The organism is Vibrio sp. T3Y01, assembly GCF_013114525.1.
GTDB lineage: Bacteria > Pseudomonadota > Gammaproteobacteria > Enterobacterales > Vibrionaceae > Vibrio > Vibrio chagasii_B.
In genome coordinates this window covers 389,374-415,089 of the sequence record NZ_VTXJ01000001.1, presented here as the reverse complement: position 1 = coordinate 415,089, position 25,716 = coordinate 389,374, and the positions used below count along the sequence as shown (strand labels likewise).

17 protein-coding genes are annotated in these 25,716 nt (G+C 43.9%); 6 read left to right on the top strand and 11 right to left on the bottom strand.

The genetic code is table 11. The features are described 5' to 3' along the window. Nucleotides 1-159: 159 nt before the first annotated feature. Nucleotides 160-1,152: a sugar-binding transcriptional regulator gene (locus F0232_RS01760; protein WP_008216278.1), complete on the bottom strand. Its 993-nt coding sequence runs from the start codon at nucleotides 1,150-1,152 to the stop codon at nucleotides 160-162. Nucleotides 1,153-1,610: 458 nt separating this feature from the next. Here F0232_RS01760 and tal point away from each other — a divergent pair, with 458 nt between their 5' ends. Together tal and tkt are read left to right on the top strand one after the other, a co-directional pair. After that, entirely contained in the window at nucleotides 1,611-2,561 is a 951-nt protein-coding gene (gene tal, locus F0232_RS01755) for a transaldolase (RefSeq protein ID WP_105058326.1), read from the top strand. 78 nt (nucleotides 2,562-2,639) lie between these two features. Further along, a complete protein-coding gene (tkt, locus tag F0232_RS01750; protein ID WP_105058327.1) occupies nucleotides 2,640-4,631 on the top strand; it encodes a transketolase in 1,992 nt (663 codons plus the stop codon). 93 nt (nucleotides 4,632-4,724) lie between these two features. On the opposite strand, the gene F0232_RS01745 is transcribed toward tkt, so the two are convergent. From F0232_RS01745 to F0232_RS01735, 3 genes are all read right to left on the bottom strand, one after another. Further along, nucleotides 4,725-5,273, bottom strand: a complete 549-nt coding sequence (locus F0232_RS01745; RefSeq protein ID WP_258166815.1) for a hypothetical protein — start codon at nucleotides 5,271-5,273, stop codon at nucleotides 4,725-4,727. Nucleotides 5,274-5,545: 272 nt separating this feature from the next. Continuing rightward, nucleotides 5,546-7,108, bottom strand: a complete 1,563-nt coding sequence (locus F0232_RS01740) for a PAS domain-containing methyl-accepting chemotaxis protein (RefSeq protein WP_105058328.1) — start codon at nucleotides 7,106-7,108, stop codon at nucleotides 5,546-5,548. Between the two features lie 166 nt (nucleotides 7,109-7,274). Beyond that, nucleotides 7,275-7,742, bottom strand: coding sequence for an Lrp/AsnC family transcriptional regulator (locus tag F0232_RS01735; protein ID WP_105058329.1), 468 nt, complete (start codon nucleotides 7,740-7,742; stop codon nucleotides 7,275-7,277). A 153-nt stretch (nucleotides 7,743-7,895) separates the two neighbouring features. Here F0232_RS01735 and F0232_RS01730 point away from each other — a divergent pair, with 153 nt between their 5' ends. The 3 genes from F0232_RS01730 to F0232_RS01720 all read left to right on the top strand — a co-directional run bounded on the left by F0232_RS01730 (nucleotide 7,896) and on the right by F0232_RS01720 (nucleotide 12,492). Beyond that, on the top strand, nucleotides 7,896-8,861 hold the full coding sequence (locus tag F0232_RS01730) for a hypothetical protein (protein ID WP_061032334.1): 966 nt from the start codon (nucleotides 7,896-7,898) through the stop codon (nucleotides 8,859-8,861). A gap of 537 nt (nucleotides 8,862-9,398) precedes the next feature. Next, nucleotides 9,399-9,698 (top strand): hypothetical protein, encoded by a 300-nt coding sequence (locus F0232_RS01725; protein WP_061032333.1) that lies wholly within the window; start codon nucleotides 9,399-9,401, stop codon nucleotides 9,696-9,698. Between the two features lie 37 nt (nucleotides 9,699-9,735). After that, nucleotides 9,736-12,492 carry an immune inhibitor A domain-containing protein gene (locus F0232_RS01720; protein ID WP_105058330.1) on the top strand — a complete coding sequence of 919 codons (2,757 nt, stop codon included), beginning with the start codon at nucleotides 9,736-9,738 and terminating at the stop codon, nucleotides 12,490-12,492. Between the two features lie 247 nt (nucleotides 12,493-12,739). Here the strand turns inward: F0232_RS01720 and F0232_RS01715 are convergent, their stop codons facing one another. Then, nucleotides 12,740-13,915 (bottom strand): MFS transporter, encoded by a 1,176-nt coding sequence (locus tag F0232_RS01715; RefSeq protein WP_061032331.1) that lies wholly within the window; start codon nucleotides 13,913-13,915, stop codon nucleotides 12,740-12,742. A gap of 263 nt (nucleotides 13,916-14,178) precedes the next feature. On the opposite strand from F0232_RS01715, the gene F0232_RS01710 reads away from it, so the two are divergent. Then, the gene (locus tag F0232_RS01710) at nucleotides 14,179-15,069 is read left to right on the top strand and encodes a LysR family transcriptional regulator (RefSeq protein ID WP_105058331.1); all 891 of its coding nucleotides are present in this window, start codon (nucleotides 14,179-14,181) and stop codon (nucleotides 15,067-15,069) included. Nucleotides 15,070-15,141: 72 nt separating this feature from the next. Here F0232_RS01710 and F0232_RS01705 read toward each other — a convergent pair whose 3' ends face one another. The 6 genes from F0232_RS01705 to F0232_RS01680 all read right to left on the bottom strand — a co-directional run bounded on the left by F0232_RS01705 (nucleotide 15,142) and on the right by F0232_RS01680 (nucleotide 25,074). Next, a complete protein-coding gene (locus F0232_RS01705; RefSeq protein ID WP_105058332.1) occupies nucleotides 15,142-20,043 on the bottom strand; it encodes a transporter substrate-binding domain-containing protein in 4,902 nt (1,633 codons plus the stop codon). A gap of 25 nt (nucleotides 20,044-20,068) precedes the next feature. Continuing rightward, entirely contained in the window at nucleotides 20,069-21,094 is a 1,026-nt protein-coding gene (locus F0232_RS01700; protein ID WP_105058333.1) for an HD-GYP domain-containing protein, read from the bottom strand. Between the two features lie 276 nt (nucleotides 21,095-21,370). Next, nucleotides 21,371-22,135: an ABC transporter ATP-binding protein gene (locus F0232_RS01695; protein WP_061032327.1), complete on the bottom strand. Its 765-nt coding sequence runs from the start codon at nucleotides 22,133-22,135 to the stop codon at nucleotides 21,371-21,373. A 12-nt stretch (nucleotides 22,136-22,147) separates the two neighbouring features. Continuing rightward, on the bottom strand, nucleotides 22,148-23,098 hold the full coding sequence (locus F0232_RS01690) for an iron chelate uptake ABC transporter family permease subunit (RefSeq protein WP_105058334.1): 951 nt from the start codon (nucleotides 23,096-23,098) through the stop codon (nucleotides 22,148-22,150). Further along, nucleotides 23,091-24,044 (bottom strand): ABC transporter permease, encoded by a 954-nt coding sequence (locus tag F0232_RS01685; protein ID WP_105058335.1) that lies wholly within the window; start codon nucleotides 24,042-24,044, stop codon nucleotides 23,091-23,093. Before F0232_RS01685 ends, F0232_RS01690 begins: the two co-directional genes overlap by 8 nt. Before the next feature lie 97 nt (nucleotides 24,045-24,141). Then, nucleotides 24,142-25,074, bottom strand: coding sequence for a siderophore ABC transporter substrate-binding protein (locus F0232_RS01680; protein WP_061032324.1), 933 nt, complete (start codon nucleotides 25,072-25,074; stop codon nucleotides 24,142-24,144). Nucleotides 25,075-25,716 lie beyond the last annotated feature (642 nt).

Sequence of the window (25,716 nt, the reverse complement as noted above, 5' to 3'; positions counted from 1 at the left end):
AAGTTTCTAACTAAACCTATAAATAATAATTATACCTAATCTTATATAAATTTAATTTATAGCAATATAAATAATATAGTTAAATGGGTAGGCTAAATAACCCACCCATTTTTAATCAGAATAAAAGCGCATTAAAAAGGAAGAACAACAATAAATAATTTATTTATCAATTAATGTCATCTGCTCATCTAAGTTCAGTACGGTTAGTGCATTACTTACGCTGGTTGCTATTACATCAACCACGCCAGTTCTTAGAGCACCTAACAACGCGAGCGGCTTACTGTTCTCGGCAGCTATCGCAATCACCTCAGCGATTGGGCGAAACTCTTCTAACCCTAAGCCGATGACTCGGTCACTCATAACGGTGTTTGCCGCTTTACCGTGAACGTCAAAAAAGTCATAGCCAGCAAAGTCACCAACAACGCCCTGTAATAAACGAGATTGAACCACTTCGCCTGCGGTAAACCAACCTAGGTCAACCATGTAACTGTTTTCGCTCATGTCTCCGATACCCACTAAAGCAACATCTGCCTTTCGAGCGAGATCGAGTGTTTGCTTTACTGTGCTGTTTTCCATAAAGGCGGTTTTTTGCGCTTTATTCTCTGCATAAGCAGGCGCATACAAAGTTTCAGACGAACCACCGTACTTTTTCGCTAGCTGTCGACAGATGTGGTCAGCATTGAACATACCGCCTCTAGGGTGAATGCCGCCTATGCCACACACGAACTTACAATCACGAGGGGTAATTACACCAGTATGGTGAGCAACAGAAGACACGTTACGACCTTGGCCTACTGTTACCACCATGCCGTTTTTTAGTGTACTGGTTAGGTAGTTAGACACTAAGCCTGCGACCTGAAGTCGTTGTTGCTCTTCATTCGGCTGATCCAGAGCGACAAGTGCACGCTTAACACCAAAACGTTCAATTAAGCGTTGCTCGATTTTGGCGCTGAAGACTGGGTGGTACTTAACGGTTATCTCAACAATACCTTCATCACGGGCTTGCTTGAGCATACGACCAACCTTTGCACGAGAGATAGAGAACTTTTTCGAGATCTCTTCTTGGGTGGCACCGTCCTGATAATAAGCAACCGCGACTTCAGTCAGGAGATCAGTGTTTTCTTCGGAAACATCTTGGATATTCTTACTCATATACCACTCAACCTATATTTAACAATTATTTTACCTGCTTGAAGAACAAATGTTCGATGGCTAAGCAAGTGATACACAAGTTTACACCCTGAACATATGTAACAACAAGGAACATTTGCTCAAGGTGATAGCCATGGTTTTATTGTTGATTAATTCGCCTCACTCCGCGTATTAAACGTTTGCTTGCATAGCCCATGATTACTAGAGCGAAATATATTTGACTGAAGTCACCATACCGCACTATTTATCGTTGACTTTGGTGCTAGATCGGATAAATATGGCTACATCATTTACTCATCGAGCGATCAAATGTTCTGTGCAAATGTTCGTTCGAAGAAAAATTTAAATTAATGTAAGTTTGGCTCACTGGAAACTCCACTGAGAACTTCATTAGTTAGCTTGCAAATGCCCACATCTCTCTTCTCACGAGATGTAATGCGATAGATAGGATGATCAAAATGAGCAACAAATTAGAGCAACTTCGTAAACTAACGACAGTAGTAGCAGACACTGGTGAAATTGATGCAATCAAAAAGTACCAGCCAGAAGACGCAACAACTAACCCTTCTCTGATTCTTAAAGCGGCTCAAATCGAAGAGTATGCACCGCTTATCGATGCTTCAATTGAATACGCTAAAGCACAAAGCTCTGATAAAGCACAACAAGTTCAAGACACTTGTGACATGCTTGCAGTAAACATCGGTAAAGAAATCCTGAAAACAATCCCAGGTCGTATTTCAACTGAAGTTGATGCTCGTCTTTCTTACGACACTGAAGGCAGCGTTGCAAAAGCACGTCAACTAGTAAAAATGTACAACGATGCTGGTATCACTAACGATCGCATCCTAATCAAACTAGCTTCAACTTGGGAAGGTATCCGCGCTGCTGAAATCCTAGAGAAAGAAGGCATCAACTGTAACCTAACGCTTCTATTCTCTTTCGCACAAGCTCGTGCATGTGCTGAAGCTGGCGTATTCCTTATCTCTCCATTCGTTGGTCGTATCATGGACTGGTACAAAGCGAAAGAAGGTCGCGACTTCGAAGCATCTGAAGATCCAGGCGTAATCTCAGTAACTGATATCTACAACTACTACAAAGAGCACGGCTACAACACGGTTGTTATGGGCGCAAGCTTCCGTAACATTGGCGAGATCCTAGAACTTGCTGGTTGTGACCGTCTAACTATCGCTCCTGCTCTTCTAGCTGAACTAGAAGCTGCTGAAGGTGAAGTTGTAGAGAAGCTAGTTGACTCTAAAGGCTCTAAAGAGCGCCCAGCTCCAATGACTCACGCTGAGTTCTTATGGGAGCACAACCTAGACGCAATGGCCGTTGAGAAAGTTGCAGAAGGTATCCGCAACTTCGCAGTTGACCAAGGCAAACTAGAAGACATGATCGCAGCTAAGCTGTAATCACAAAGAATTAAAAAAGGGGAACGTTTGCGTTCCCCTTTCAATTTCCAATCCAATATTTAAACACTGGTAGTTATTATGGACCGTAAACATTTAGCTAATGCTATTCGTGCTCTAAGCATGGACGGCGTACAACAAGCAAACTCTGGCCACCCAGGCGCACCTATGGGTATGGCTGACATCGCTGAAGTTCTTTGGCGTGATCACCTAAACCACAACCCGTCAAACCCAGAGTGGGCTGACCGCGACCGTTTCGTTCTTTCAAACGGCCACGGCTCTATGCTGATTTACTCTCTGCTTCACCTAGCAGGCTACGAGCTATCAATCGAAGACCTTAAGAACTTCCGTCAACTGCACTCTAAGACTCCAGGTCACCCAGAGTACGGTTACGCTCCGGGTATCGAAACGACAACGGGTCCACTAGGCCAAGGTATCACTAATGCTGTTGGTATGGCGCTTGCTGAGAAAACTCTAGCTGCACAATTCAACAAAGAAGGCCACGACATCGTTGACCACTTCACTTATGCATTCATGGGTGACGGCTGTCTGATGGAAGGTATCTCTCACGAAGCATGTTCTCTAGCAGGTACGCTAGGTCTTGGTAAGCTTATCGCTTTCTGGGATGACAACGGCATCTCTATCGATGGTGAAGTGGAAGGTTGGTTCTCTGATGATACGCCTAAGCGTTTTGAAGCTTACGGCTGGCACGTAATTCCAGCAGTAGATGGCCACAACGCTGAAGCAATCAACGCAGCAATTGAAGCTGCTAAAGCGGACCCACGCCCTACTCTAATTTGTACTAAGACTATCATCGGTTTTGGTTCTCCAAACAAATCTGGTTCACACGACTGTCACGGTGCACCACTAGGCGCTGAAGAAATTGCAGCTACACGTAAAGAACTTGGTTGGGAGCACGGTCCTTTTGAAATTCCGTCGGAAGTTTACGCAGAATGGGATGCGAAAGAAGCAGGCGCAGCTAAGGAAGCAGCGTGGAACGAGAAACTTGCAGCTTATGAAGCAGCACACCCTGAGCTGGCAGCTGAATTCAAACGCCGCGTAAACGGTGAGCTTCCTGCACAGTGGGAAGAGAAAGCAAACCAAATCATTGCTGACCTTCAAGCTAACCCAGCAAACATCGCATCACGTAAAGCGTCTCAAAACGCACTAGAAGCGTTCGGTGCTATGTTACCTGAATTCCTAGGCGGCTCTGCTGACCTTGCACCTTCTAACCTAACTATGTGGTCTGGTTCTAAGTCTGTTTCTGCTGAAGATCCAGCGGGTAACTACATCCACTACGGTGTACGTGAATTCGGTATGACTGCGATCATGAACGGTATCGCTCTGCACGGTGGTTTCGTACCATACGGCGCGACGTTCCTAATGTTCATGGAGTACGCTCGTAACGCAATGCGTATGGCTGCTCTGATGAAAGTTCAGAACATCCAAGTTTACACGCACGACTCTATCGGTCTTGGCGAAGATGGCCCAACTCACCAACCAGTTGAGCAAATCGCTTCTCTACGTCTGACGCCAAACATGAGCACATGGCGCCCATGTGACCAAGTTGAGTCTGTAGTCGCTTGGAAATTGGCTATCGAACGCAAAGACGGCCCAACGTCTCTAATCTTCTCTCGTCAAAACCTTGCACAGCAAGAGCGTAGCGAAGAGCAAGTAGCTAACATCGCGAAGGGTGGTTACATCCTGAAAGATTGTGAAGGCAAGCCAGAGCTAATCCTTATCGCGACAGGTTCTGAAGTTGAGCTAGCGGTTAACGCTGCGGCTGAACTGACAGCTGAAGGTAAGAAGGTACGCGTAGTATCTATGCCTGCAACTGACGCATTCGACAAGCAAGACGCTGAGTACCGTGAATCTGTACTTCCTTCTGAAGTAACAGCGCGTATCGCAGTAGAAGCTGGCATCGCTGACTTCTGGTACAAGTACGTTGGCTTCGGTGGCAAGATCATCGGTATGACAACGTTCGGCGAATCTGCACCTGCAGGTGAACTGTTCAAGATGTTCGGTTTCACTACTGAAAACGTAGTAAACACAGCGAAAGAGCTTCTAGCTTAATCTTGATTCAATTGTCTCGCCTTGAAATAGGTTGATGCATACCAAAAGCCCTACATTTTCATGTAGGGCTTTTTTGTATCTCGCCTTTCACCGTTAAAACGTAAACCTTGCCCCAAGACGAAGCGTGTTCTGGTTTAGGCTTTTACTATAAGTGTGTTCATACCCAGCATCGACCGCGAGCCAAGAAAGAACGTCAACCGAGCTCACAATCCCAAAGTTGTTTAAGCCATGCTTATGCGTGTCAGAATAGCTATAAAATGGTTGCAACGACCAACGCTCGTTAATCGAAACAATCGCCCCAGCCTCACCGATAAAGCCCTCATCGTAGTTTTTGGTGGTTTCTCTATCACACGGTCCAAGGATAGTGTCATTTCGGCACGAAGAACGCCTCTGCGGCCTAACCCAATTCACCCCACCAGAAGCGTAAAGCTCAACCTGCGAAGTAATAGGATGATACCAGCCCAACTGAACAGACAAATCAGACAGTGTCGTCGAAGAGCGTGTGGTCACAGAAGAGTCGAAACCGACGAAAAAAGTATCCTTTAAGGCATAGTTACCGCCGACATAGCCACCGTAAAGCTGCTTACTCCCCGAGTTATTGTAAGCACCATCAAAGTAATCTTGAAAACCATCGTCGCTCACCCTCGTATTCTGATATCCCGTATAGAGATAATTTGATCCTTTGGAGGCTATACAAGGAACACTAATAAAACTTAAGCAAATGGTGGTAACAATAAGGGGGCGCATGCTGATGCTCTGTCTTTTGATTGGAATATGAGAAGTGTAACTCAACCTCAATTGAACGGTGTTTTATTTTTGTTTCAAAGCTTTTCTAACCTTCACTTCACCTACAAAAAAGCCCTGCACATCATGCAAGGCTTTCTTTTATTTTTTCATAAAGTTATTTAAGGTCGCTACTTTTCTTCAAAACGTTTAGCTAACTGATAGAACTCGTTTACTTGTTCTTTAAGCTCAGTCGAATGATCCTTCACTGAGTGAGTAGCAACTAAATTCTGCTCTGCTGTCGACGCGATAGATTGCATGTGAAGATTCACCTCACTCGACAGTGTGCGTTGCTTATGGGCTGAGTTTTCTACCGACTGCATCAACTCGTTCATAGATTGCATCAAGTTTTCAACTTCAGATAAACGCTCTGCGCTCACCTTAGCCACATCACCGCACGCATCGGTCTGCTCTCTGTTCGCCAGTATGTCTTTCTGCCAACCTTCAATGGTAGTGAGCATGGTTTCGATGCTCTCTTTGATTTGTACTGTCGCGTTCGAAGTACGCCCAGACAGCGCACGTACTTCATCAGCCACTACGGCAAAGCCTCGACCTTGCTCACCCGCTCTCGCCGCTTCTATTGCTGCGTTGAGCGCCAGCAGGTTGGTTTGCTCCGCAATGCCACCAATCTCTTCCATTATCTTACTGACACTTTGCGCTTGATCGCTCAGTTGGTAAGTCGTTTGTGTCGCTCTTTCAGCTTGTGAAGCTAAATTTTCAAGGTTGCGATGAGTTTGGTTAATGCTCTCTTTAGCGCCAGCACAAGTCTCTAGAGTCACATCGACAATCCGATGCGCTTCTTCTGTACGAGACGAAACTTCATTCGCGGTTAATTCAACCTCTTCGGTTGCCTCACGTACTTGCAGAATGTCTTTGGTTTGTTGATCTAACGCTTCAGACACTTCAAACGACGTAGCATTAAGATTGTCAGCCAAATCTTGCAATGGTTTCGCTGAGTCAGTCATTCGACCTAATACAGTGCGTATACGAGCAGACAGAAGTTTTAAGTGAAAATCAGCCACAGAAAACTTACTGTTCCCTGAATAAACTAGGCGGCTCACGCTATCGAACTTTGATTGCAGTTTTTTCAGCTGTAAAGGTGTGTCGATGAGTTCTTGGCGGAACAACAGCGCAAGAGCAGAGACAGGTAGTAAACTCAGAAGCCATTGGGACACTTGCCCTACTTCGACAAGGTTTGAAATCAGCGGTGCAGCCAGAGAGCCCAGCAACACAGCATAACGAACACTATCACTGATCTGTAATGACCATTGGCGACCAGATTTCTCAGCCTTCAATAAACCTTGGTATGCTTTATCGGCAACTTGTACCCATTCGTTTTTAGGCTTCACACGTACCGATTGGTAACCACTCACCTTCCCATTATCGTAAATTGGCGTCACATAAGCATCGACCCAATAGTATCCACCCGATTTGGTTTTGTTTTTTACGATACCCCGCCACGCTTTGCCTTGCTTAAGGTTTAACCACATATCGGCAAACGCCGCTTTAGGCATATCGCCATGCCTAACGATATTGTGGTGTTGCCCTAGTAACTCTTGCTGGCTGTATTCTGCGATACGACAAAAAGCATCATTACTGTAAGTAATCACGCCTTTGAGGTCCGTCGTGGATACGAGTTGTTCGTGTTCGCTGAGTAACGTTTCACGAGATAGAGAAGATGAGCTGACAGTCATTATTATTAACTTTGGTTAATTATTATTTTAGGCGAGGAATATATACAATTATTAAAGTTATGACAAAATGTGAACGTCACATTTTGCGTAAATGCCTGCTATTTATACGAATTTAAGCTAGTTACCTCACATAGCTGCAATTTTGTACTAAACGTCCTACTCTCGGTTACGCCTCTTCTAAATTCAATTCAGTACTAAACTTCACCGTTCTCATTGATACAGAGGTGTGGAACTTACGAATATTGAGATCTTTGCGTAGCACTCGCTCAACAAAGTCTTCGTAGGCTTGGATATCTTTAACAGTCACGATAAGCATAAAGTCATAACTGCCTGAGATCTGATAACACTGCGTCACTTCTGCAGCCTTCGAGATAGAATGGCGAAAAATTTGATAAATATCGCCTCTATCTCTCTCCATTTCGACAGACACGACCAAAGTCATCTTATGACCAGCAAGCTCAGGGTTAATAATAGATACATCGCCCACGATCACTCCCTCCTCTCTCAAACGTTTTACACGCTTTAAACAGGCAGGCGGTGACAAACCAACAAGCTCGGCCAATGCTAAGTTGGGAATACGATTATTCTTTTGAAGTTGGATAAGAATGCTTCTATCTATGCGGTCGATTTCCATAATTTCTCAAATCCATTATTTATTGACTAATAATTTCTCAATTAAAGGTAACTAAAAAATTATAGCCGAATTTATAACGAGATTTAGAAATCACGATCACAGCAATCACGATAAGATCTTCTTAAATCAAACAGTCGCAACATGGACGTATCAATGAAATCCACTTATCAATTTTTTAAAGAACTCTTAAAAGAGATTTTCGATGTTACCTCAACGCTTTTTCGGATCATGATTCCAATTATCATCGTCATAAAAGTCGTAGAAGAGCTTGGCGGCATAGTGATTCTGAGTGAATGGTTAAGCCCAATAATGGAAAGCGTTGGGTTACCAAAAGAGATGGGCCTAGTGTGGGCTACTACCATCCTCACCAATATATACGCTGGCTTAATTATTCTCATCAACTCCGATGTTTCTTTAACGGTTGCTCAAGCTTCTGTGTTAGGCAGCATGATGCTGCTCGCTCATTCGCTACCAATCGAAGGCGCAATCGCGAAAAAAGCAGGGGTAAGTTGGCTTGCCACCTTATCAGTCAGAGTCGGCGGCAGCTTGGTATTGGCATGGCTACTGAATCTCAGCTATCAATACGGAGATTTACTCAACTATCCAGCAACCGTCTTATGGCAGCCAGAAGTATCGTCAGATAACAGTTACATCGGTTGGGCTATCGAACAACTCAAAAACTTTGCAGTGATATTCATGGTGATTTCAGCACTGCTACTGTTACTTAAAGTTTTAAAGGTTCTTGGCATCGAGAAGTTAATGGCTCTGCTGCTACGACCATTTTTAAGACTACTAGGCATCAGCAAAGATGCGACCAATCTAACCATCATAGGGATCACGCTCGGTCTTTCGTTCGGAGGAGGTCTATTGATCAACGAAGCAAAGAAAGGACATATAGCCGCAAGAGACGTGTTTACCGCCATTATGCTACTCAATCTGCTCCACAGTTTGATTGAAGACACCTTGTTGATCTTACTGATCGGGGCTGATTTTTACACCATATTCTGGGGAAGAATCGTATTCTCAGTTCTCATCGTCGCTTTAATTTCGCACGCTATTAAACGTGTCAAACCAACGATTTGTGAGCGTTACTTTTATCGCGACGTATCCCAATCATAACAGCGAAAACTCACCTTAAACCTTTTAGTAAAAGAGCCGGCACACAGGCTCTTTAATCATCAGCTTTTTCACTACCCAACTTGTTCGCCACTACCACCAGCCGCTCCAACCCAAAAATTTGCGTAACATTGCGCCCACAAGCGCTTTCACCTCTCCTCAATCGAAGAAATCGTGATAATTCGAGTGAAAATAATTTAAACACGAATAATCCATCATTGGGCTGACAATAAAATTCATTATTCTTATATCAACACAAAGTATAACGGTATTTTTATTACTATCTAAAGCCTTACCTCTATTAACATGAGAGACAATAACCATATTATCTACACTGATACTTACTATTAAAACCATCAACTATAAATTCACCAAAATTCAATAAATAAGTGACAATAAGATAATTACCTGAGGGTATTTGATATTAACTCTTAATGTTGAAAATAGGATAGACAATAACTTGTAAAAATTTACAGTTTGATTGGTTAATTTTATAAATATATTTTGTTACATAATCGAAACAAATGGCTAATTATAACAATGTCTCATAAAACAATGGCTTTAATGGTTCTGTCCTTATCCTCACTGTCACAGGCTTACACTATAGAGAATGATGAACCATTGCTGAAGTCATTGATTGAACAGGGCATTATCTGTCCAGGCTTAAATTATGAGGAAAACCAAGAAGCTTTGCGTATCTATCTCAATGCCAAAGCAAATAAGAACCATCAGCCTAATCTCGATTTAAATAAAGATATAGAAAACCAACGTCAGGTAAATAAAGCACCAAAAGAGTGCATTAGACCAATATCGGTGAATAACACCGGTGAAGGAAGTTGATATTAATATCGACATGGAAATATAAAAAGGAAATGTAATGAAGATAATGAGAAAGACGTTGCTGGCTTCAGCAATGATTACTCTATTTAGCGTCAACAGTTATGCTAAAACACCTATTGATTTAGGTGTTGTTAATGAAGATAAGCTAATTGAAATGCTAGTAAGACAAGGCTTAGTAGATGAAAACGCTAGCAATCAAGAAAAACACAGCGCCCTTGATCGTTACCTAAAAAATAAAATCAATTCGGGTTTTAAAGGTGATGCGCAATTTGGCAAAAAAGCCATGGAGCTGAGAGCAAAGATTCTAAAAGCCATCGAAAAAGAGTCCGGCGTCAAAAAAGCGAGTGTTTTCGCACTGGAAGTGGGTACCAAGCGCACGGACAAAGTACTCGCGCTGCTTGTCGACTTCCCTGATCTAAACTGGGACGATAACAAGCTCACTAAAGAGCACACACAAATGCTCTACGAGAGCTACAACCCAGAACACTACCAAGAGTTACTGTTTTCTGATTCGGGCTATACCGGACCAAATGGTGAAAACTTAATCTCGATGCGCCAGTATTATCAAAGTGAGTCAGGCGACAGTTACAGTGTGGCGGGTCAAGCCGCAGGTTGGTATCGAGCTTCTAAGCCAGCAGCTTTCTACGGTGGTAACTCCCCGACTACGGATAACGACCTAAATGCTCAAGAGCTCGTTCGCGAAGCCCTCAACCAGTTAGCTCAAGACCCTAGCATCAACCTCGCTGATTACGATATTGAGGATCGCTACGATTACGATGGTGACGGAGACTTCCGTGAGCCAGACGGCGTAATTGACCACCTAATGGTGTTCCATGCTTCTGTAGGTGAAGAAGCCGGTGGTGGCGTGTTAGGTCCTAATGCAATTTGGTCTCACCGATTCAACCTTGGACGCACACATGTGCTAGAAGGCACCTCTAGCTCGCTTCCAGACCGCTTTAATGGCCAGTACGCGGCGTTTGATTACACGATTCAACCGATTGACGCAGCAGCCGGTGTTTGTGCTCACGAATATGGCCATGATTTAGGTCTTCCAGATGAGTACGACACGCAATACACGGGCAAGGGTGAACCAGTCTCTTATTGGTCTATAATGTCTTCTGGCAGCTGGGCTGGTCAAATTGGCGGTACTCAACCAACCGCATTCAGTTCTTGGGCAAAACACTTCCTACAGAAGTCTATTGGTGGTCGTTGGATTAATGATGACCAAATCTCAATTGATGACCTGGAAGACAATCCACAAATTTACACCTTGTTCCAAACGACAGATAACTCCCGTCCGAACATGATTAAGGTCGACCTTCCAGAGAAACAAATCGAAGGTTTGAAACCGTTCGAGGGTGAGTACTCATTCCACTCTCAAAAAGGCGACGACCTGAAAAATAGCATGACCCGTAAGCTGAAAATCCCGGCGGGCGATTCTGCAATTCTTACCTTCAAAACTTGGTACCAAATCGAGAAAGACTATGACTTTGCTCGTGTCCTTGTGAACGGGCAAGCCATCGCAGGCAACATCACCTCTATGGATGACCCCTACAACACCGGCCTAGTGCCTGCGGTAGGTGGTGAGTCTGACGGGTGGATTGATGCTGAATTTGATGTTTCTCAATGGGCTGGACAAGAAGTCGAGCTTTCGTTCGAGTACATCACCGATGGCGGCTTAGCCATGGAAGGTTTCTACTTAGACAACCTGAGCCTTATCGTTGACGGTGACACAGTTGCGCTAGATGACGGCGAAGATAACTCTAGCTTTGCGCTTAATGGCTTCAAATTGAGCAATGGTTTCCATCAAGCTCAACACTACTACCTACTGCAATGGCGCAGTCATATGGACGTGGATGAAGGCTTGGCTAATATCAAGCGCATGGGCCAGCTCATGTCGTTCGATCCAGGTCTGATCATTTGGTATGTCGATGAGTCGCTCACTGATAACTGGGTAGGCAAGCATCCAGGAGAAGGCTGGTTAGGTGTGGTCGATGCAGACCAAAATGCCATGATTTGGCAAAACTCAGGAAAAGTCGCTCAAACACGTTACCAAGTCCGTGATGCCGCGTTTTCACTGAAAGATCATACTCCTATGCGTCTTGTGAACAGTGACAACGATGTGCTTCAGGACACAAGCCTAGTGGGTACAGCGAGCTTCTCTGATGACCAAGATTACACATCACCACAAGCTCCTGATTCGGGTCGTATTTTGACTAAGTTTGGCTTGGTGGTAGACATTGTTAACCAAAGCGATGTCAACGAATACGGTGTAGTACGTCTGTCGAAAGTAAGCCAACACAACATCGCGCCAACAGCGAACTTCGAACTCAATACAGATGGGTTGAACGTCTCAGCTCGCAACTTCAGTTCGGATCAAGATGGCGAAATCATCAGCTACCTATGGGACTTCGGCAACGGCGCAACAAGCAGTGAAATCGCGCCAACATGGACTTACCAAGAAGCCGGCGAATACACAGTCAGCCTTACGGTAGTCGACGACAAAGGTGCTAACGCATCGTTTAGCTCAATCGTTAATGTTGAGGTTCCAAACGCGCTTCCTCAAGCAAGTGCGAAGTACATTCACTTAGGTCGTTGGGTCACTATGTGGTCAACAAGCTCAGACAGTGATGGGCGAATTGTCGATACAGAGTGGACATTACCAAATGGAAAAGTGAAACGAGGTCGTACATTCACTTCTATCTTCCCTTCATACGGAAAGCATGAAGTGAAGCTAAAAATCATCGATGACCAAGGCGGAATCACGACTAAGACCATTATGGTCAACCTATAAGTCGCTTCTAGCTCAAATCATTGAAATAAGTACGTAGACAATAACGTGCGTACTGATAAACCAACTTAAGTACTGCTGTCTTTGGCATGAGTCAGGACAGCAGTTTTAAGAAAACGTTATTATTTAAGCCGTAAGCAAAAGCCCTACCGTCATCGGTAGGGCTTTTTATTGGTCTGTGCTTCGGAAAAGCTAGCCTAACGCTCTGTTCAAATGAAGAAGTTAATATCTCCAAACAAGCGATAACTCATCATACAGGTTGATTTTGAATGCGAGATTTACGTGCGCTAAATGCAAACAATATGATAACGGCTAACACAAATGGCAATACGTAGATATTGAGGTTTTGCCAGCCCGCTGTCGACTCTAACCAACCAGAAAGCAACGCCGTTACTGTCACACAGCCAAAGACAATAAACTCATTAAACGCTTGAGCCTTCGCTTTGTTCTGCGGTTGATAAGATTGACTGAACAAACCGGTTGCCGCGATGAACATAAAGTTCCAGCCTACCCCGAGTAAAACCAAAGCCGCTCTGAAATGCCAAATCGACTCACCATGGATGTTGATAGCAATACAAAACACAAACAGTATCCCACCTGCCAAGATCATCATTCTTGAACCAAACTTCTCGATGAGTGACCCAGTAAAGAAGGCAGGGACAAACATACCCAACACGTGCCACTCAATCACACCAGCCGCTTTGGTAAAGTCGAAACCACAGCCAATCATCGCTAGTGGTGTTGCAGTCATTAGAATATTCATCACCGCATAGGCGACCATCGCTGCAAATACAGCTCCGACGAAATTAGGCGCCTTTACAATTGCACTCAAAGAATCCGACTTCGGCGCTTGGTGACTAAACGACACTTTAGGGAATTGAATGGTCTGTAAGATAACGAGTGCTAAAATGTTTAAGCCAATCAATGAAGCGAATGCTCCAATGTACAGACCATCTTGCGACCATTGCTGAGACATAATCGCTAAGTTCGGCCCGAGTACCGCCGCAAGGACACCACCAGCCATTGAAATCGAGATTGCGCGGTGTCGTGCATTTTCATCACACACTTCAATAGCCGCGAAGCGATAAAGCGTTCCAAAACCAATACCTATGCCGAGTAAGAAGGTGGCGAAGCAGAACAGATAGAAGTTTTGTTGTGATAGCGCGTAAGTTGCTAGGCTAGCCCCCGTTATACCGACGAGATTACCGATACTAAAGCCTCGCTTACGGCCTAACTTACCTGAAATCAAAGAAGCGGGAATGGTTGCAGCCATCAAACCCAAAAACTGCAACGCAACTGGTAAGGTAATCATACTGGCACTGGGCGCAATCTGTTTTCCTATCAAACCAATCACGGAAATCAGTAAGATATTCCCTGTCATTAATAAGGCCTGACACAGTGACAGCAGCCAAACATTTCTATTCATCTTCGTTCCTAAATATGAGCGCGGCTGATCACTAGACCAAATAACCAACAAAGTCTCAACACTTTGTTACAAAAAATGAAACTCACCTGCTACCAATGTATTGCTTTAAAGCCATCTCCTTTTGGATCTTCAACGATATCGAATGCGTCGCTTTCTATATTTTCAATTCATTCTGTATTTGCATTTATCATTAACGGAGATAATAATAATTTTCTGTTATTCATTAGGGCGTGTTTTACAAACTTCGGCATTAAGAGGCGAGTATGATTAATCCACTTTGGCTCAACACATTTAAGACTCTGGTAGAAGTCGGCCATTTCACCCAAACGGCTGAAAAGTTGTACATGACTCAACCAGGTGTTAGCCAACACATCAAAAAACTTGAGCAAGCATGTGACTGCGAACTACTCTCTCGAGAAAATAAGAGCTTCGAGCTGACCGAGCAAGGTCGGATTATGTATCGCTATGCACTCAAACTAGAGAAAGACCAAGAAGACCTTTTCGAATCACTTAGTTTTGATAACCCTTACTCCGGGCAATGTCACCTATCCTGTTCAGGCTCGCTTTCCCTACGCTTATACCCCAAGCTTCTTGAACTGCAGCAGCAACACCCAGATCTAAGCATCAATCTAGAAGCAGCGCCGAACAAGAAGATATTAAATGACCTGCTGCAAGGCACGACTGATGTCGGTATCGTGAGACACTCACCGAACGACAGCTATTACCAAAGCCAAGTTATCGGCAAAGAAGCATTGTGTCTTATCGTGCACCACAGTCATGCCGACCTTGAGATAACGCCACAAACGCTGCATGAGATTGGCCTGATTGCTCACCCAGATTCTGCGCATTACCTCTCTTTGTACTTCGACCTGTGTGGTGATAAAGAGCTCGCGAACATCAACATTAATGAGATTCCGAAATCAGGCTACATCAACCAACTTCATCAGATACTGCTGCCCGTATCCAAGGGATTAGGGTTTACCGTGTTGCCAGCTGGTGCCGTTGAACATTTTGCTGAAAGAGATAAGTTGCACGTCGTCCCGCCAAAAGTAGAAGTTGAGGAAACGCTGTACTTAGTCCAAAAGCGAAACCGCAAGCTCCCTCATCGATACAACACCGTGATTAATTTAATCAAACACAATGTCAGCAATTAGGTTAGTGCACAGATAAAAAAGCCTTTAACCACGATAGTTAAAGGCTTTGAATACTAGCAAAAGGCTTTGGTTCTATGGCTGTGAAGCGCTGAGCACCTCAGTGGCACCTTCAAAATCGTAACTCTCTAGCAATCTCAGCACCTCTTTTAAAGCACTCGAGTCAGGGTGTTCAATGAGTAACTCCGAAACGTATTGAGTCGCATCGTTATCGTAAGCCTCAAGAAGAGATAGCAGCTTAGCGATTTGCTCAGGAGCAGCCTCAGAACAGTCCGAAGTATCATCTGAACCTCTATCTGCTGTAGTTGCGCATGGTTTGCCAAAATCGCGCTCGACCGCTTCAATTAACCCCGTTAAGCCAATTTCGCCATGCTTAAGATCTTGCTCCACGCATGTCCTATTGTGAGCTCGACTTTCTAAGTCACTGAGTAATTCAGCGAGCCTCTGCCCGCCAATTGAAGCCGCCATACTTTTTAGGGTGTGTAGATTCCGCTCTAACGTCACCCACTCTTCTTGCGCTAGATTATCGAACGCATCAGACAGCATCGATGGCGCCCCTTGGCAGAACCTATCCAACACCTTATTTTGCAAGGATGTATCGTTATTAGTGAGCTGGTCAAATCGAGCTTGTGAGAAAATAGGCAAGCCAGAGTTGTCAGAAACTGATTCATCAACTAATTTAGGCGCAGATGCTTGCCCCTCAATCAATACCTCTGGAACGATATACTTTGAGATCAAAGACGTCGCTTTATCAATAATGATCGGCTTATCCAAGAAGTCCGTTACGCCTGCGTCCCTCGCTCTTTGTTTTGCATCACTAAACACGTTTGCCGACATCGCAATAATAGGTACAGTTTTATTGAATTCACGGATCAACCTTGTAGCCTCAAACCCATCCATAATTGGCATTTGCAGATCCATAAAGATCATTTCATAGTCATTATTCTGCGCCAACGCTAATGCCTCTTTTCCGTTTTCGGCAAGGTCGGCATCTAACTTAGATCGATTGAAGAAGGCCAATGCAAGATCTTGGTTTAGCTCATTATCTTCCACTAGCAGTATCTTCTGACCTTTAAACTCTATCTGATAATCCAATTGCAATTCTTGAGCTTTAAACTTCGCGAGTTCTTCATCCGTCGACCTTGCAAGTGTCACAATAAAAGAAAACTCACTGCCTTGCCCAAACTCACTCTCAACCGTAATTTGGCTACCCATCGCGTTAACAAGCTTCTGGCTAATATTGAGCCCTAACCCTGTGCCACCAAACCTGCGCGTTGTTGTTGTGTCTGCTTGGCTAAACGCTTGAAATAGTTTGTGGAGGTTCTCATCAGAGATCCCAATACCGGTATCCACAACGCTGACTCTCATGGTCAAGTTGTTATCATTCGATTCCATTACATCGACGGTTAACGTGACGCTGCCTTTTTCGGTAAACTTAATCGCATTACCTATCAGGTTAAGTATCACTTGGAATAATCTGAGTGGGTCCCCCATAAGAGGGGTATCCAGTTCTGGGTCAACCGACATCGACAAGTTGAGCTGCTTTTCAGCGGCTTTCGATTCCATCAACTCAATCACGTCTTGAAATGTCGTTAGTGCATTAAATGGAATATTATCGATAAACAACTGACCCGCTTCTATCTTAGACAAGTCTAAAATATCGTTGATGATGCTTAACAGAGAGTGCCCAGAGCGGTGCACTTTTTCGATATAGTTGCGGGCTGTAGGGTTAGTGATCTCCCCAATCGCTAGATAAGACAAGCCAATAATTGCGTTCATTGGCGTTCTAATTTCGTGGCTCATGTTCGCCAAAAACTCTGATTTAGCCTGACTTGCGAGGTTTGCTCTCTCTTTCTCTTCAGCCAATTGCTCATTTAGACGTTTCATTTCAGAAATATCGAATGCCCAAAATAGCGTTGCGATTTCACCATCAAGCTCAAACAAGTAGTAGCTTACTAGTGCGACAAAACGAGTGCCGTCTGACTTTCTAAGCACTAACTCTTTGTTAACGACTTTTCCGTTCAGCTTGAGCTCTTTATGAATGTCATCACGAACCTCGAGAGAATCATGAATAGCAACTACATCGATAGACGAGAGTTCCTTATTTTCAACGCCAAACAAGCGTTTTGCAGTGTCATTGGCATAACGAACCTGCTCCTCAAAAACCACAGCGGCTGCGATTGGAGAACTATTTAACATGCTATAGAGCTGGTCTTGCGCCTTTTTGAGTGCCTCTGTTGCTTGATTGGCTATGCTAATCTGCTTAGCGAGTTTTCGGTTCCAGAAGACAATCAGCAAAAGAATCACTAACGAAAAAGCGGAGATGGTGTAAACCAGATGATAGTCAACTCTTTCTATCGCTTTTGGTGCCGCCCACTTCGCTGATATCTTTTGATGCTCTTCTGCAGAGATCTTATCAATAGCTTTATTCAAAATAGAAAATAGAAGAGGTTCAGATTTGATCACATGTAAGGTCGGTGACAGGAAAAAGTCGAGTCGGCCGATAATCCCAATATCTCGGTGTCCAAATGAATCAATCAAATAGTTTAAGACATCAACCGTATCGATCATTCCGTCTAAGCTTTGATCATCGAGCAAGTTCAACCCCTCAGCGGTCGAGTCAACAAATACCCACTCGACGTTTGGATACTTCTCTACTATCGCCTCAGTATTCGCTGCATTTCTTAAAATACCGATTTTCCATCCTGTCGCTTCATCGAGCACTAAGCTGCTCACCTCTCGCCTTGAGGCTATAGCTAAACGGCTTGAGAAGAGGCTGTTTACCGCTTTGACATTCTCGCCCAAGGAGCGATTTTCTTGCGCCGCAGAGACAAGTTCCACTTCTTGATGATCGACTAAACTTCGAGTCTCTGACCAATTCACCACATCAACATGTTCAATGTTCAAGCCTGTTTTCTGCGCGATGAGTTCCAGGTAATCATCAATCATACCGATGTACTCGCCAGTACTAGAAACAGCCTCATACGGGAGTGAATTAGGATCGATACCGATTCGCACCGTTGGATTATTTTTAAGCCACTCCCTCTCATCTTCACTTAAATTTAAGATCTCTCCCGTTAAGTTATTTGCTTGATATATCTCTGCAATATACCGCTTAGCGGGTTCACCAAACGAATTAAACTGCTCTATATCTGGGAAGTAAATATGGTTTCGCTGTTGAGATCGAGTGTCAAAGTAAAAGGTCATGGAGCCCGAATTAGTAATACCACCTTTCGTGCGGTAGCTGGCGACTTTGGTCACTGATGCAAAATGGGAGGTATTGCGCTTCTCTCCAAAATCATCAACTAGGTTGCCTATGTACCAGGCTTTAATTGGGCGATTATTGTTGTCTGCTTGGGCTGTGATCACCTGAAATGAACTGTCTGTATCAAATACTTCAAAGAGCTCAGACAGGTCGTCAAAGCGGTCATTTACGATAAAATAAGCCGAGATTTGAGCAATAATACTCGCTTTCTTCAGAACCTGGCTTAGGTCACTCTGGATATGAGTCTCAATGATTTGGTTTAAACCATCATCGACTTGCTTAAGGTTGGCCACCGCAGCGTTAAATCGGTCTCTCAGTTCTTCACTCTTAAAATCGACATAGATTGGATACTCCACTCGGTAGTCATCGTGTAATCGAAGCTCTGACATTTCAATAAAGCGAGTATTAGTAATAAACCACTCCAGTACTCGCCTCTCGACCATTAAGACATCTACGCTCTGAGCTCTTAACTGTGCGAATGCCGACTCTAACGTACCGATATCTTCAACTCGTTCGATATCAACTTCCTTAGAAAGCATCTCTATCGAGTTTTTTATCGGTGAGGTGTCATCAAATAGCAGCGCCCCTAGAGACAAGCCTTTCTGAGATTTAAGATTGAGTTGGCGCCTTGCCAGCGACACAGGGACGAATTCAACGTTAATAACACTATCACTTAAAAAGTGGGCATCCGGATCGTCAGCCTGAACGCCTGAGACAAAAGAGATCGAGTTATTATTATCAATGGCCTTCCTCGCGGCACTCGGCGGCAAAGTGACAACGTCACCAAGTTTATGGCCCATATCATTCAATGCGCGCTGTATAATGTCGTGCTCCAAGCCAACAGCGGTGCTATCTGGATACATGTAAGGAGGGTTGCCAAAGCCAAACACGCCTTTGAGTGGCACACGATAAGGCGAGATATCTAACCACTTAGATAAAATTTGGTTCTCTTTGTGAACATCAAAAGAATGTATCTGTTTATTGAGTAAGGTTAGGAGTTCTACATCGCCGCTACGAACCACCATAGTGGCCTTAATTCTTTTCCAATGCTCTAACACGTAGTTGACTGCTAAGTCATGAACGCCCACCTTCTTTGCAAGATCCATAGTGGTGATAGGTTCAGCTACAATCCCTTCAACTTGACCTTCTCCTAACGCCCTGACCGCATCGATAACGTTGTTAAAATCGACGCGCTCGATAGAACTTAATTGAACACCCGCTTTTTTTAAGTCAATGTTTTCATTAACCATAGCAATTCGGCGCTTACGGTTTTGGTCCAAACTCGTAGTAAGTTTATTATCAATAGGGACAATCACCGCAACCTGATAAGGGATATACGGGTCACTCGAAAGAAAGCGCCCTCCATCACTTGGATCAAACTGTTGGAAAGGAAAAACATCACCTCGTCCATCAAGCAGTGCAGCTTTGGCTTCACTGCGCGAGCTGACGCTTATAAACTTCACATGAACGCCAAACCGCTCTTCAAGATCCTCTGTCCAATCTTTAATAATGCCCGACACCTTCCCATTGTCGTCAAGGAAGGAGTATGGGTAATGGTTAGTAAGGGCAATGAAAGTCACCGTTGGTTTGTTGTCTAACCATATGTCTAGCTCGGCATCGCTCACTTCAGAGGCATAAGCACTGCCAACAAACATAAGCACGGACAGCAACCATACCGTGAATGAAATCACTGAACTTTTTAGCCTCGACATAAAAACACGACATCTATTGGATCGATTACTCATCTTTGAATTTTTCTTTAATCGCTAAGATCTTAGGTAGATTTTCAAACAGCAATTCAACGATTCTAGGATCGAAATGTTTGCCCTTTTGCTCTTCAAACAAGGCCAGCGCTTCATCTACGCTCCAAGCTTTTTTATACGGTCTCTCTGCTGTCAGGGCATCAAACACATCCGCTACCGCTGCGATGCGCCCTACCAGAGGGATCTCCTCGCCTGCTATTTGATTTGGGTAGCCGCTGCCATCCCACTTTTCATGGTGATACTGCGCGACTTGAATAGCCATTCGCATCAATTTAGAGTCACTTTGCCTGCCGAGTATCTCAACACCGTATTCGACGTGCTTTTGCATGATTGCCCATTCGCCAGCATCCAACTTGCCTGGCTTGAGCAGCACGCTGTCGGGGATACCAATCTTACCGATGTCGTGCATCGGCGCTGCGTCTCGTAGGGTCTCGGCATCTTCGTCTGTCATACCCAGTGCCTTCGCCAATATTTCACAATAGTGGCTCATACGCATAACGTGCATGCCCGTTTCATTGTCTTTGAATTCAGCCGCCCTACCCAAAATATTCAGAGTCTCTAACTTACCAAGATTGATCTCTTGGGTTTTCTCTTTCACTTGGCTAAATAGCGCTCGCTGTTGGTCATACAAAGCAATATGAGTCTTAACACGTTGCAGCGCGATCTCAGGTGTGATCGGCTTAGTAAGGTAATCAACAGCGCCTAAAGATAGCCCTTTCACTTCGGCTTCAGGGTCTATTTTGGCGGTCACAAATATAATGGGAATATGCGCGGTATTCGGCTGTGCTTTTAGTTGCCGACACACTTCATAGCCGTCAATATCGGGCATCATGATATCGAGAAGAATCAGGTCTGGCTGAGGGACCATTTTGGCAATTTTAATACCAATGGTTCCGTTAATAGCTACCTTAACTTGGTAGGTATCTTTGAGTATTGCCGTTAACACATCCAAGTTACTTGGGGTGTCATCCACGACTAGCACTATTGGTTTACGACTCATTGATACCTCGTATAAAAATCAAACAGTTATAACCCAAGTGTAGGACGTTTTTGGAATGCAAGGCACAAAAAATGGCAAATGATTTTGAAAAATGAAGAGCAGATCTTCGAGTGACATCAAACTATCACTTTCGATGTAGAAACCTGTCAATATTACGTCGATTAAGTGGTTATAAATAAAAGAGAAATCATAAATACAACCTTGCAACTAAGGTTGATTACCTAAAAAAAGAGCTCCTCATATGGGAGCTCTTTCTTTGGATCAAAGGGTAGTTGACTAACGACCAGAGTAGTACATACAGACTCGGACACCATCAAACTCACGAATCTCAAATGGAATCTCATAAATCGATTCCATTACTGACTTTTCTACCACTTCAGAAACCTTACCAGATTTCACTACTTGGCCTTTTTTCATCGCTACGATGTTGTCTGAATAGCAAGAAGCAAAGTTGATGTCGTGAATCACAATAACGATCGCTTTATTGAACTCATGCGCCAAACGACGAAGCGTCTGCATGATCTCAACAGAATGCTTGATATCTAGGTTATTAAGCGGCTCGTCCAAGAAAACATAGTCGGTGTCTTGTGCAACAACCATTGCAATGAATGCCATTTGACGCTGACCACCACTGAGCTCATCAAGGTATTTGTTTTGAATATCCGTAATACCTAAGTGCTCTAGTGCTGTATCAACAATCTTGTTGTCCTCGTCTTTCAAGCGACCTTGCGAATGCGGAAAACGCCCAAAACAGACTAATTCGCGAATCGTAAATCGCATATTGATGTTGTTTGATTGTCGGAGTACCGCCAGGTGTTTCGCTAGCTCTTTGGTATCCCACTCAGCAAGCAGCTTGTCGCCAATTAGCACTTCACCGGCATCACTCTCTGTTAGACGACTTGCCATTGAAAGCAGTGTACTTTTACCCGCACCGTTTGGGCCAATAATAGAAGTCACTTCCCCTTTTGGGAACATAGCGCTAGCATCGTCCACAACCAGTGACTTGCCATACTTCTTACTTAAACCTGTTAATTTAATCACTACTTACTACCTTTACTGAATTCTGGTGCGTAACAACAAGAACATAAAATACAAACCGCCGACCAAATTAATGATCACACTGACTGTGGTTTCAAACGCCATCACTTTTTCAATAAACCATTGGCCAGAAACAAGCAAAACCACCGCTAATAAGCTACTTGCAAGAATAAGTACACGGTGTTGATACGAGCTGAATATCTGGCGCGCTAGGCTGACCGTGATTAAGCCGAAGAAAAGCACAGGGCCAACCAAAGCAGTTGATACCGCAACCATTACTGACACAATCACCAGAATCATCTGAGTTAATCGCTTGGTATTCACACCTAAACTTGTCGCGTTATCGACGCCCAACCATAGAACATCCAATTTTGGAGCTAATACCCAAAGCCCAAGCAAACACAAACCTAGCGGAAGAATACTCAGGTAAACCAGCTCGCTTTTCACATTGTTGAAGCTTGCAAACATAACGTTCTGCAGCACCGCAAACTCGTTCGGATCAATTAGCATAGCTAAGAAATTCGATAGGCTTGAGAACACGCTGCCACAAACAATCCCGATCAGCAGCAGGGTAAATACGTTGTTACGCTTGCTCTTAAAGTAAAAATGGAACAGAGCAAACGAGAACAATATCATCACAGAGACAGATAGGCCGAAGTTTGCAATGGAATCAATCACCCAAAAGCTCGTGCCTCCAAATACAAATAACAACGACGTTTGAACCAACATGTACAAACTATCAAAGCCCAAGATTGAAGGGGTGAGAATCCGGTTGTTGGTAATGGTTTGGAAGACCAGTGACGATGCAGAAATCGCCACTGCCGCCAGTACGATGGACAACAACTTAGGCATTCGTAGCGACAAGAAAAATTCGTAGTTATCCCAGGTTAGCCCCTGTCCTACAAAAATAGCCGTCATACCCAAAGACGCGATAGCCAGAATCGCGATTTTTATTGAATCACGCATTCGACTTGTCTCTCATGATTAGGTAAATAAAAATCAAGCCACCGAAGATGCTGATGACCATCGAGATTGGAATCTCATAAGGGAAGATGACAATTCGAGCTAACAAGTCACAAGCCAGCACCAAGATCACGCCCCAGTATGCTGTCCAAGGCAGGATTCGCTTCATGTTGTCACCCATCATCAGCGATACAATGTTTGGCACGATAAGACCAAGGAAAGGAATGACGCCAACGATCATCACCACTGAAGACGCGCATATCGCCACCAAAGCAACACCAATGAACACGATCTTCTGGTAGTTCAAGCCGATGTTTTTTGCAAAGCTCTCACCAATACTCGCCGCGCTGAACTGACTTGCGAAATAGTAAGCCAACATACAAGCCGGGACGGCAAGGTACAGAATTTCATAACTTCCCTGTAATACGCTCGCGAAGTTCGCCATAGTCCATGCAGACATGGTTTGTACTAGGTCGTACTTGTAAGCAATAAACGTTGTCAGTGCTGAGACCACGTTGCCATACATAATACCGATCAAGGGCACTAGCACCGCATTCTTGAACTTAAGGTGCTGTAAGAAGCGAACCAACAACATGGTGCCAAACACTGCAAACGCGAAGATGAAACCTAGGTAGCTCCATTGAGCAGCGTTACCCAAGACAAGAATACCAACGATGTAGCCCAACATCGCACAGTCAATCGTGCCCATCGTAGACGGTGCTGCGAACTTGTTCTGAACAATCTGCTGCATGATTAAGCCAGAGACACTCAGACCGGCGCCTGCGAGCACAATGGCAAGCAAACGAGGGATTCGACTCACGATATAAATAGAGTTGGCGTGTTGGTTGCCGTTAAAGAAGTCACTAAAACTGATTTCAGCGACCCCTATCATCAATGACGCAACGCATAACACGACAAGAAATACAGCAGCTGCAATGGGTTTCAACATAGAAATAATACTAAAGGTAGGTCTCGGGTAGCCCGTATAAAAAGTGAAAAAGGGCTTATAAGAACGTTTCTTATAAGCCCGAAAAACTCATTAAAAATTACTGTTGAATGGTACGTTCAATGTCACCCAACATTCTATGAATAGCCGTTACACCACCACCTGCTAGGTACCATGCACTTGAATCAAGGTAAACGATGTTGCCTTGCTGTGCTGCTGGAGTCGCCGCAACCAATGGGTTGTCAAACAGTTGAGGTGCACGACCTTCAGAGCGGCCAATCGCTTTTTCACGATCTAGGATGTAAAGCACTTCAGGTTTTGCATCCGCAATGTACTCAAAAGAGATAAGGTTACCGTGCGTGCCTTTGATTGGTGCGACTGTCGCACTCTTTGACTCAACGTAACCAAAATCATCAAAGATGATAGAGAAGCGGCTGCCTTTGTTGAACATCGCAATATTGTTACCGTTGTTCATTAGCATCATCGCCGTCGTTTCACCCAAGGTTACTTTGTCATTCACAGCAGTAATTGAGCCTTGAGTCTCTTTGATGATAGCTTCCACTTCAGCCTGCTTACCAAATAACTCACCCAGTGAACGCCAATTTTGTTGAGCATCAGCCCAGTACTTATCACCTTCAATAGAGAACATGATCGTCGGAGCAATTTGAGCTAACTTGTCGTAAACCTTAAGCATGCGGTTTTCCGCAATGATTACGTCTGGCTTCAACATGTAGATAGCTTCAAAATCAGGTTCGCTTAACGAGCCTGTGTTTTTCGTTGTTTCTTTGTATGACTCAAGGTAATCAGGCATTAGGCTGTGAGGTGCACCGACTGGCTTTACGCCAATTTTATCAAGTACATCCAAGCTACCAAAACCAAGAACAACAACTCGTTGTGGTACTTCAGTAAACTGCGCGGTGCCCTTTACGTGTTCGATAGTCACGGTTTCCGCATGAGCGGTCATCAGCGATGATGCAAGAACGATGGCAAGCCCGCTCACTAACTGGCGAACTGATTTGATTGTTTTCTTCATGTTTCTTCCTTTGCCATTGAGACAAACCACCACTCATGACAATGAAAGTCAGAATACTCATAGGTGAGCCTGGGGCGTACACAACTGCTAGATAACTATAATTTAAAGTCTGTCATTGTTTTGACAACAAACTTGTAACGCAAGTGAGAATTATTATCAATTATATTTGCAGTTATTTAGGTACACAACAACTTTGTTATTCAGAAACGTAAAAGTGATTATTCATATTTTGCTAAGCGACTATCCAAAAAGAACATAGCTGTACAGCATTGAAGAACAGAAAGGATAAATAGCAATCACATTGAGGAAAGAATGGAAGATAAGTAGATAAGGCTGAAAATTTCAACGAGTGATATCACTATGAGTCACAACATACGCGCCTTGAGCCTTGAACAAGGAGAGAAATTTACAATGTAAAACTTCTATATAACAGCAAGTTAATTGCAAGTGACAAAATAAGAAGACAGAAAGCGCTTGTGAAGAGCTTATCTTTAAAAAGCACAGGCAGTGACACCGCTAAAGAAAAAGTAAGTCCCTACTCATTCCTCTCTTTCCTGCTAAATAACGGTGATATTTCAATCAAAATTATTTTCAAATTTAATTAAAAATAGGGTTGTAATTTAAAAAACTAGGCGTATAGTC

Coding starts and splice junctions, on each gene's coding strand:
- F0232_RS01720 (WP_105058330.1), top strand. CDS start 9,736: ATGAAGATAATGAGAAAGACGTTGCTGGCTTCAGCAATGATTACTCTA.
- F0232_RS01730 (WP_061032334.1), top strand. CDS start 7,896: ATGAAATCCACTTATCAATTTTTTAAAGAACTCTTAAAAGAGATTTTC.
- F0232_RS01740 (WP_105058328.1), bottom strand. CDS start 7,108: ATGACTGTCAGCTCATCTTCTCTATCTCGTGAAACGTTACTCAGCGAA.
- F0232_RS01725 (WP_061032333.1), top strand. CDS start 9,399: ATGTCTCATAAAACAATGGCTTTAATGGTTCTGTCCTTATCCTCACTG.
- tal (WP_105058326.1), top strand. CDS start 1,611: ATGAGCAACAAATTAGAGCAACTTCGTAAACTAACGACAGTAGTAGCA.
- F0232_RS01700 (WP_105058333.1), bottom strand. CDS start 21,094: ATGAGTCGTAAACCAATAGTGCTAGTCGTGGATGACACCCCAAGTAAC.
- F0232_RS01685 (WP_105058335.1), bottom strand. CDS start 24,044: ATGTTGAAACCCATTGCAGCTGCTGTATTTCTTGTCGTGTTATGCGTT.
- F0232_RS01680 (WP_061032324.1), bottom strand. CDS start 25,074: ATGAAGAAAACAATCAAATCAGTTCGCCAGTTAGTGAGCGGGCTTGCC.
- F0232_RS01705 (WP_105058332.1), bottom strand. CDS start 20,043: ATGTCGAGGCTAAAAAGTTCAGTGATTTCATTCACGGTATGGTTGCTG.
- F0232_RS01760 (WP_008216278.1), bottom strand. CDS start 1,152: ATGAGTAAGAATATCCAAGATGTTTCCGAAGAAAACACTGATCTCCTG.
- F0232_RS01690 (WP_105058334.1), bottom strand. CDS start 23,098: ATGCGTGATTCAATAAAAATCGCGATTCTGGCTATCGCGTCTTTGGGT.
- tkt (WP_105058327.1), top strand. CDS start 2,640: ATGGACCGTAAACATTTAGCTAATGCTATTCGTGCTCTAAGCATGGAC.
- F0232_RS01715 (WP_061032331.1), bottom strand. CDS start 13,915: ATGAATAGAAATGTTTGGCTGCTGTCACTGTGTCAGGCCTTATTAATG.
- F0232_RS01710 (WP_105058331.1), top strand. CDS start 14,179: ATGATTAATCCACTTTGGCTCAACACATTTAAGACTCTGGTAGAAGTC.
- F0232_RS01735 (WP_105058329.1), bottom strand. CDS start 7,742: ATGGAAATCGACCGCATAGATAGAAGCATTCTTATCCAACTTCAAAAG.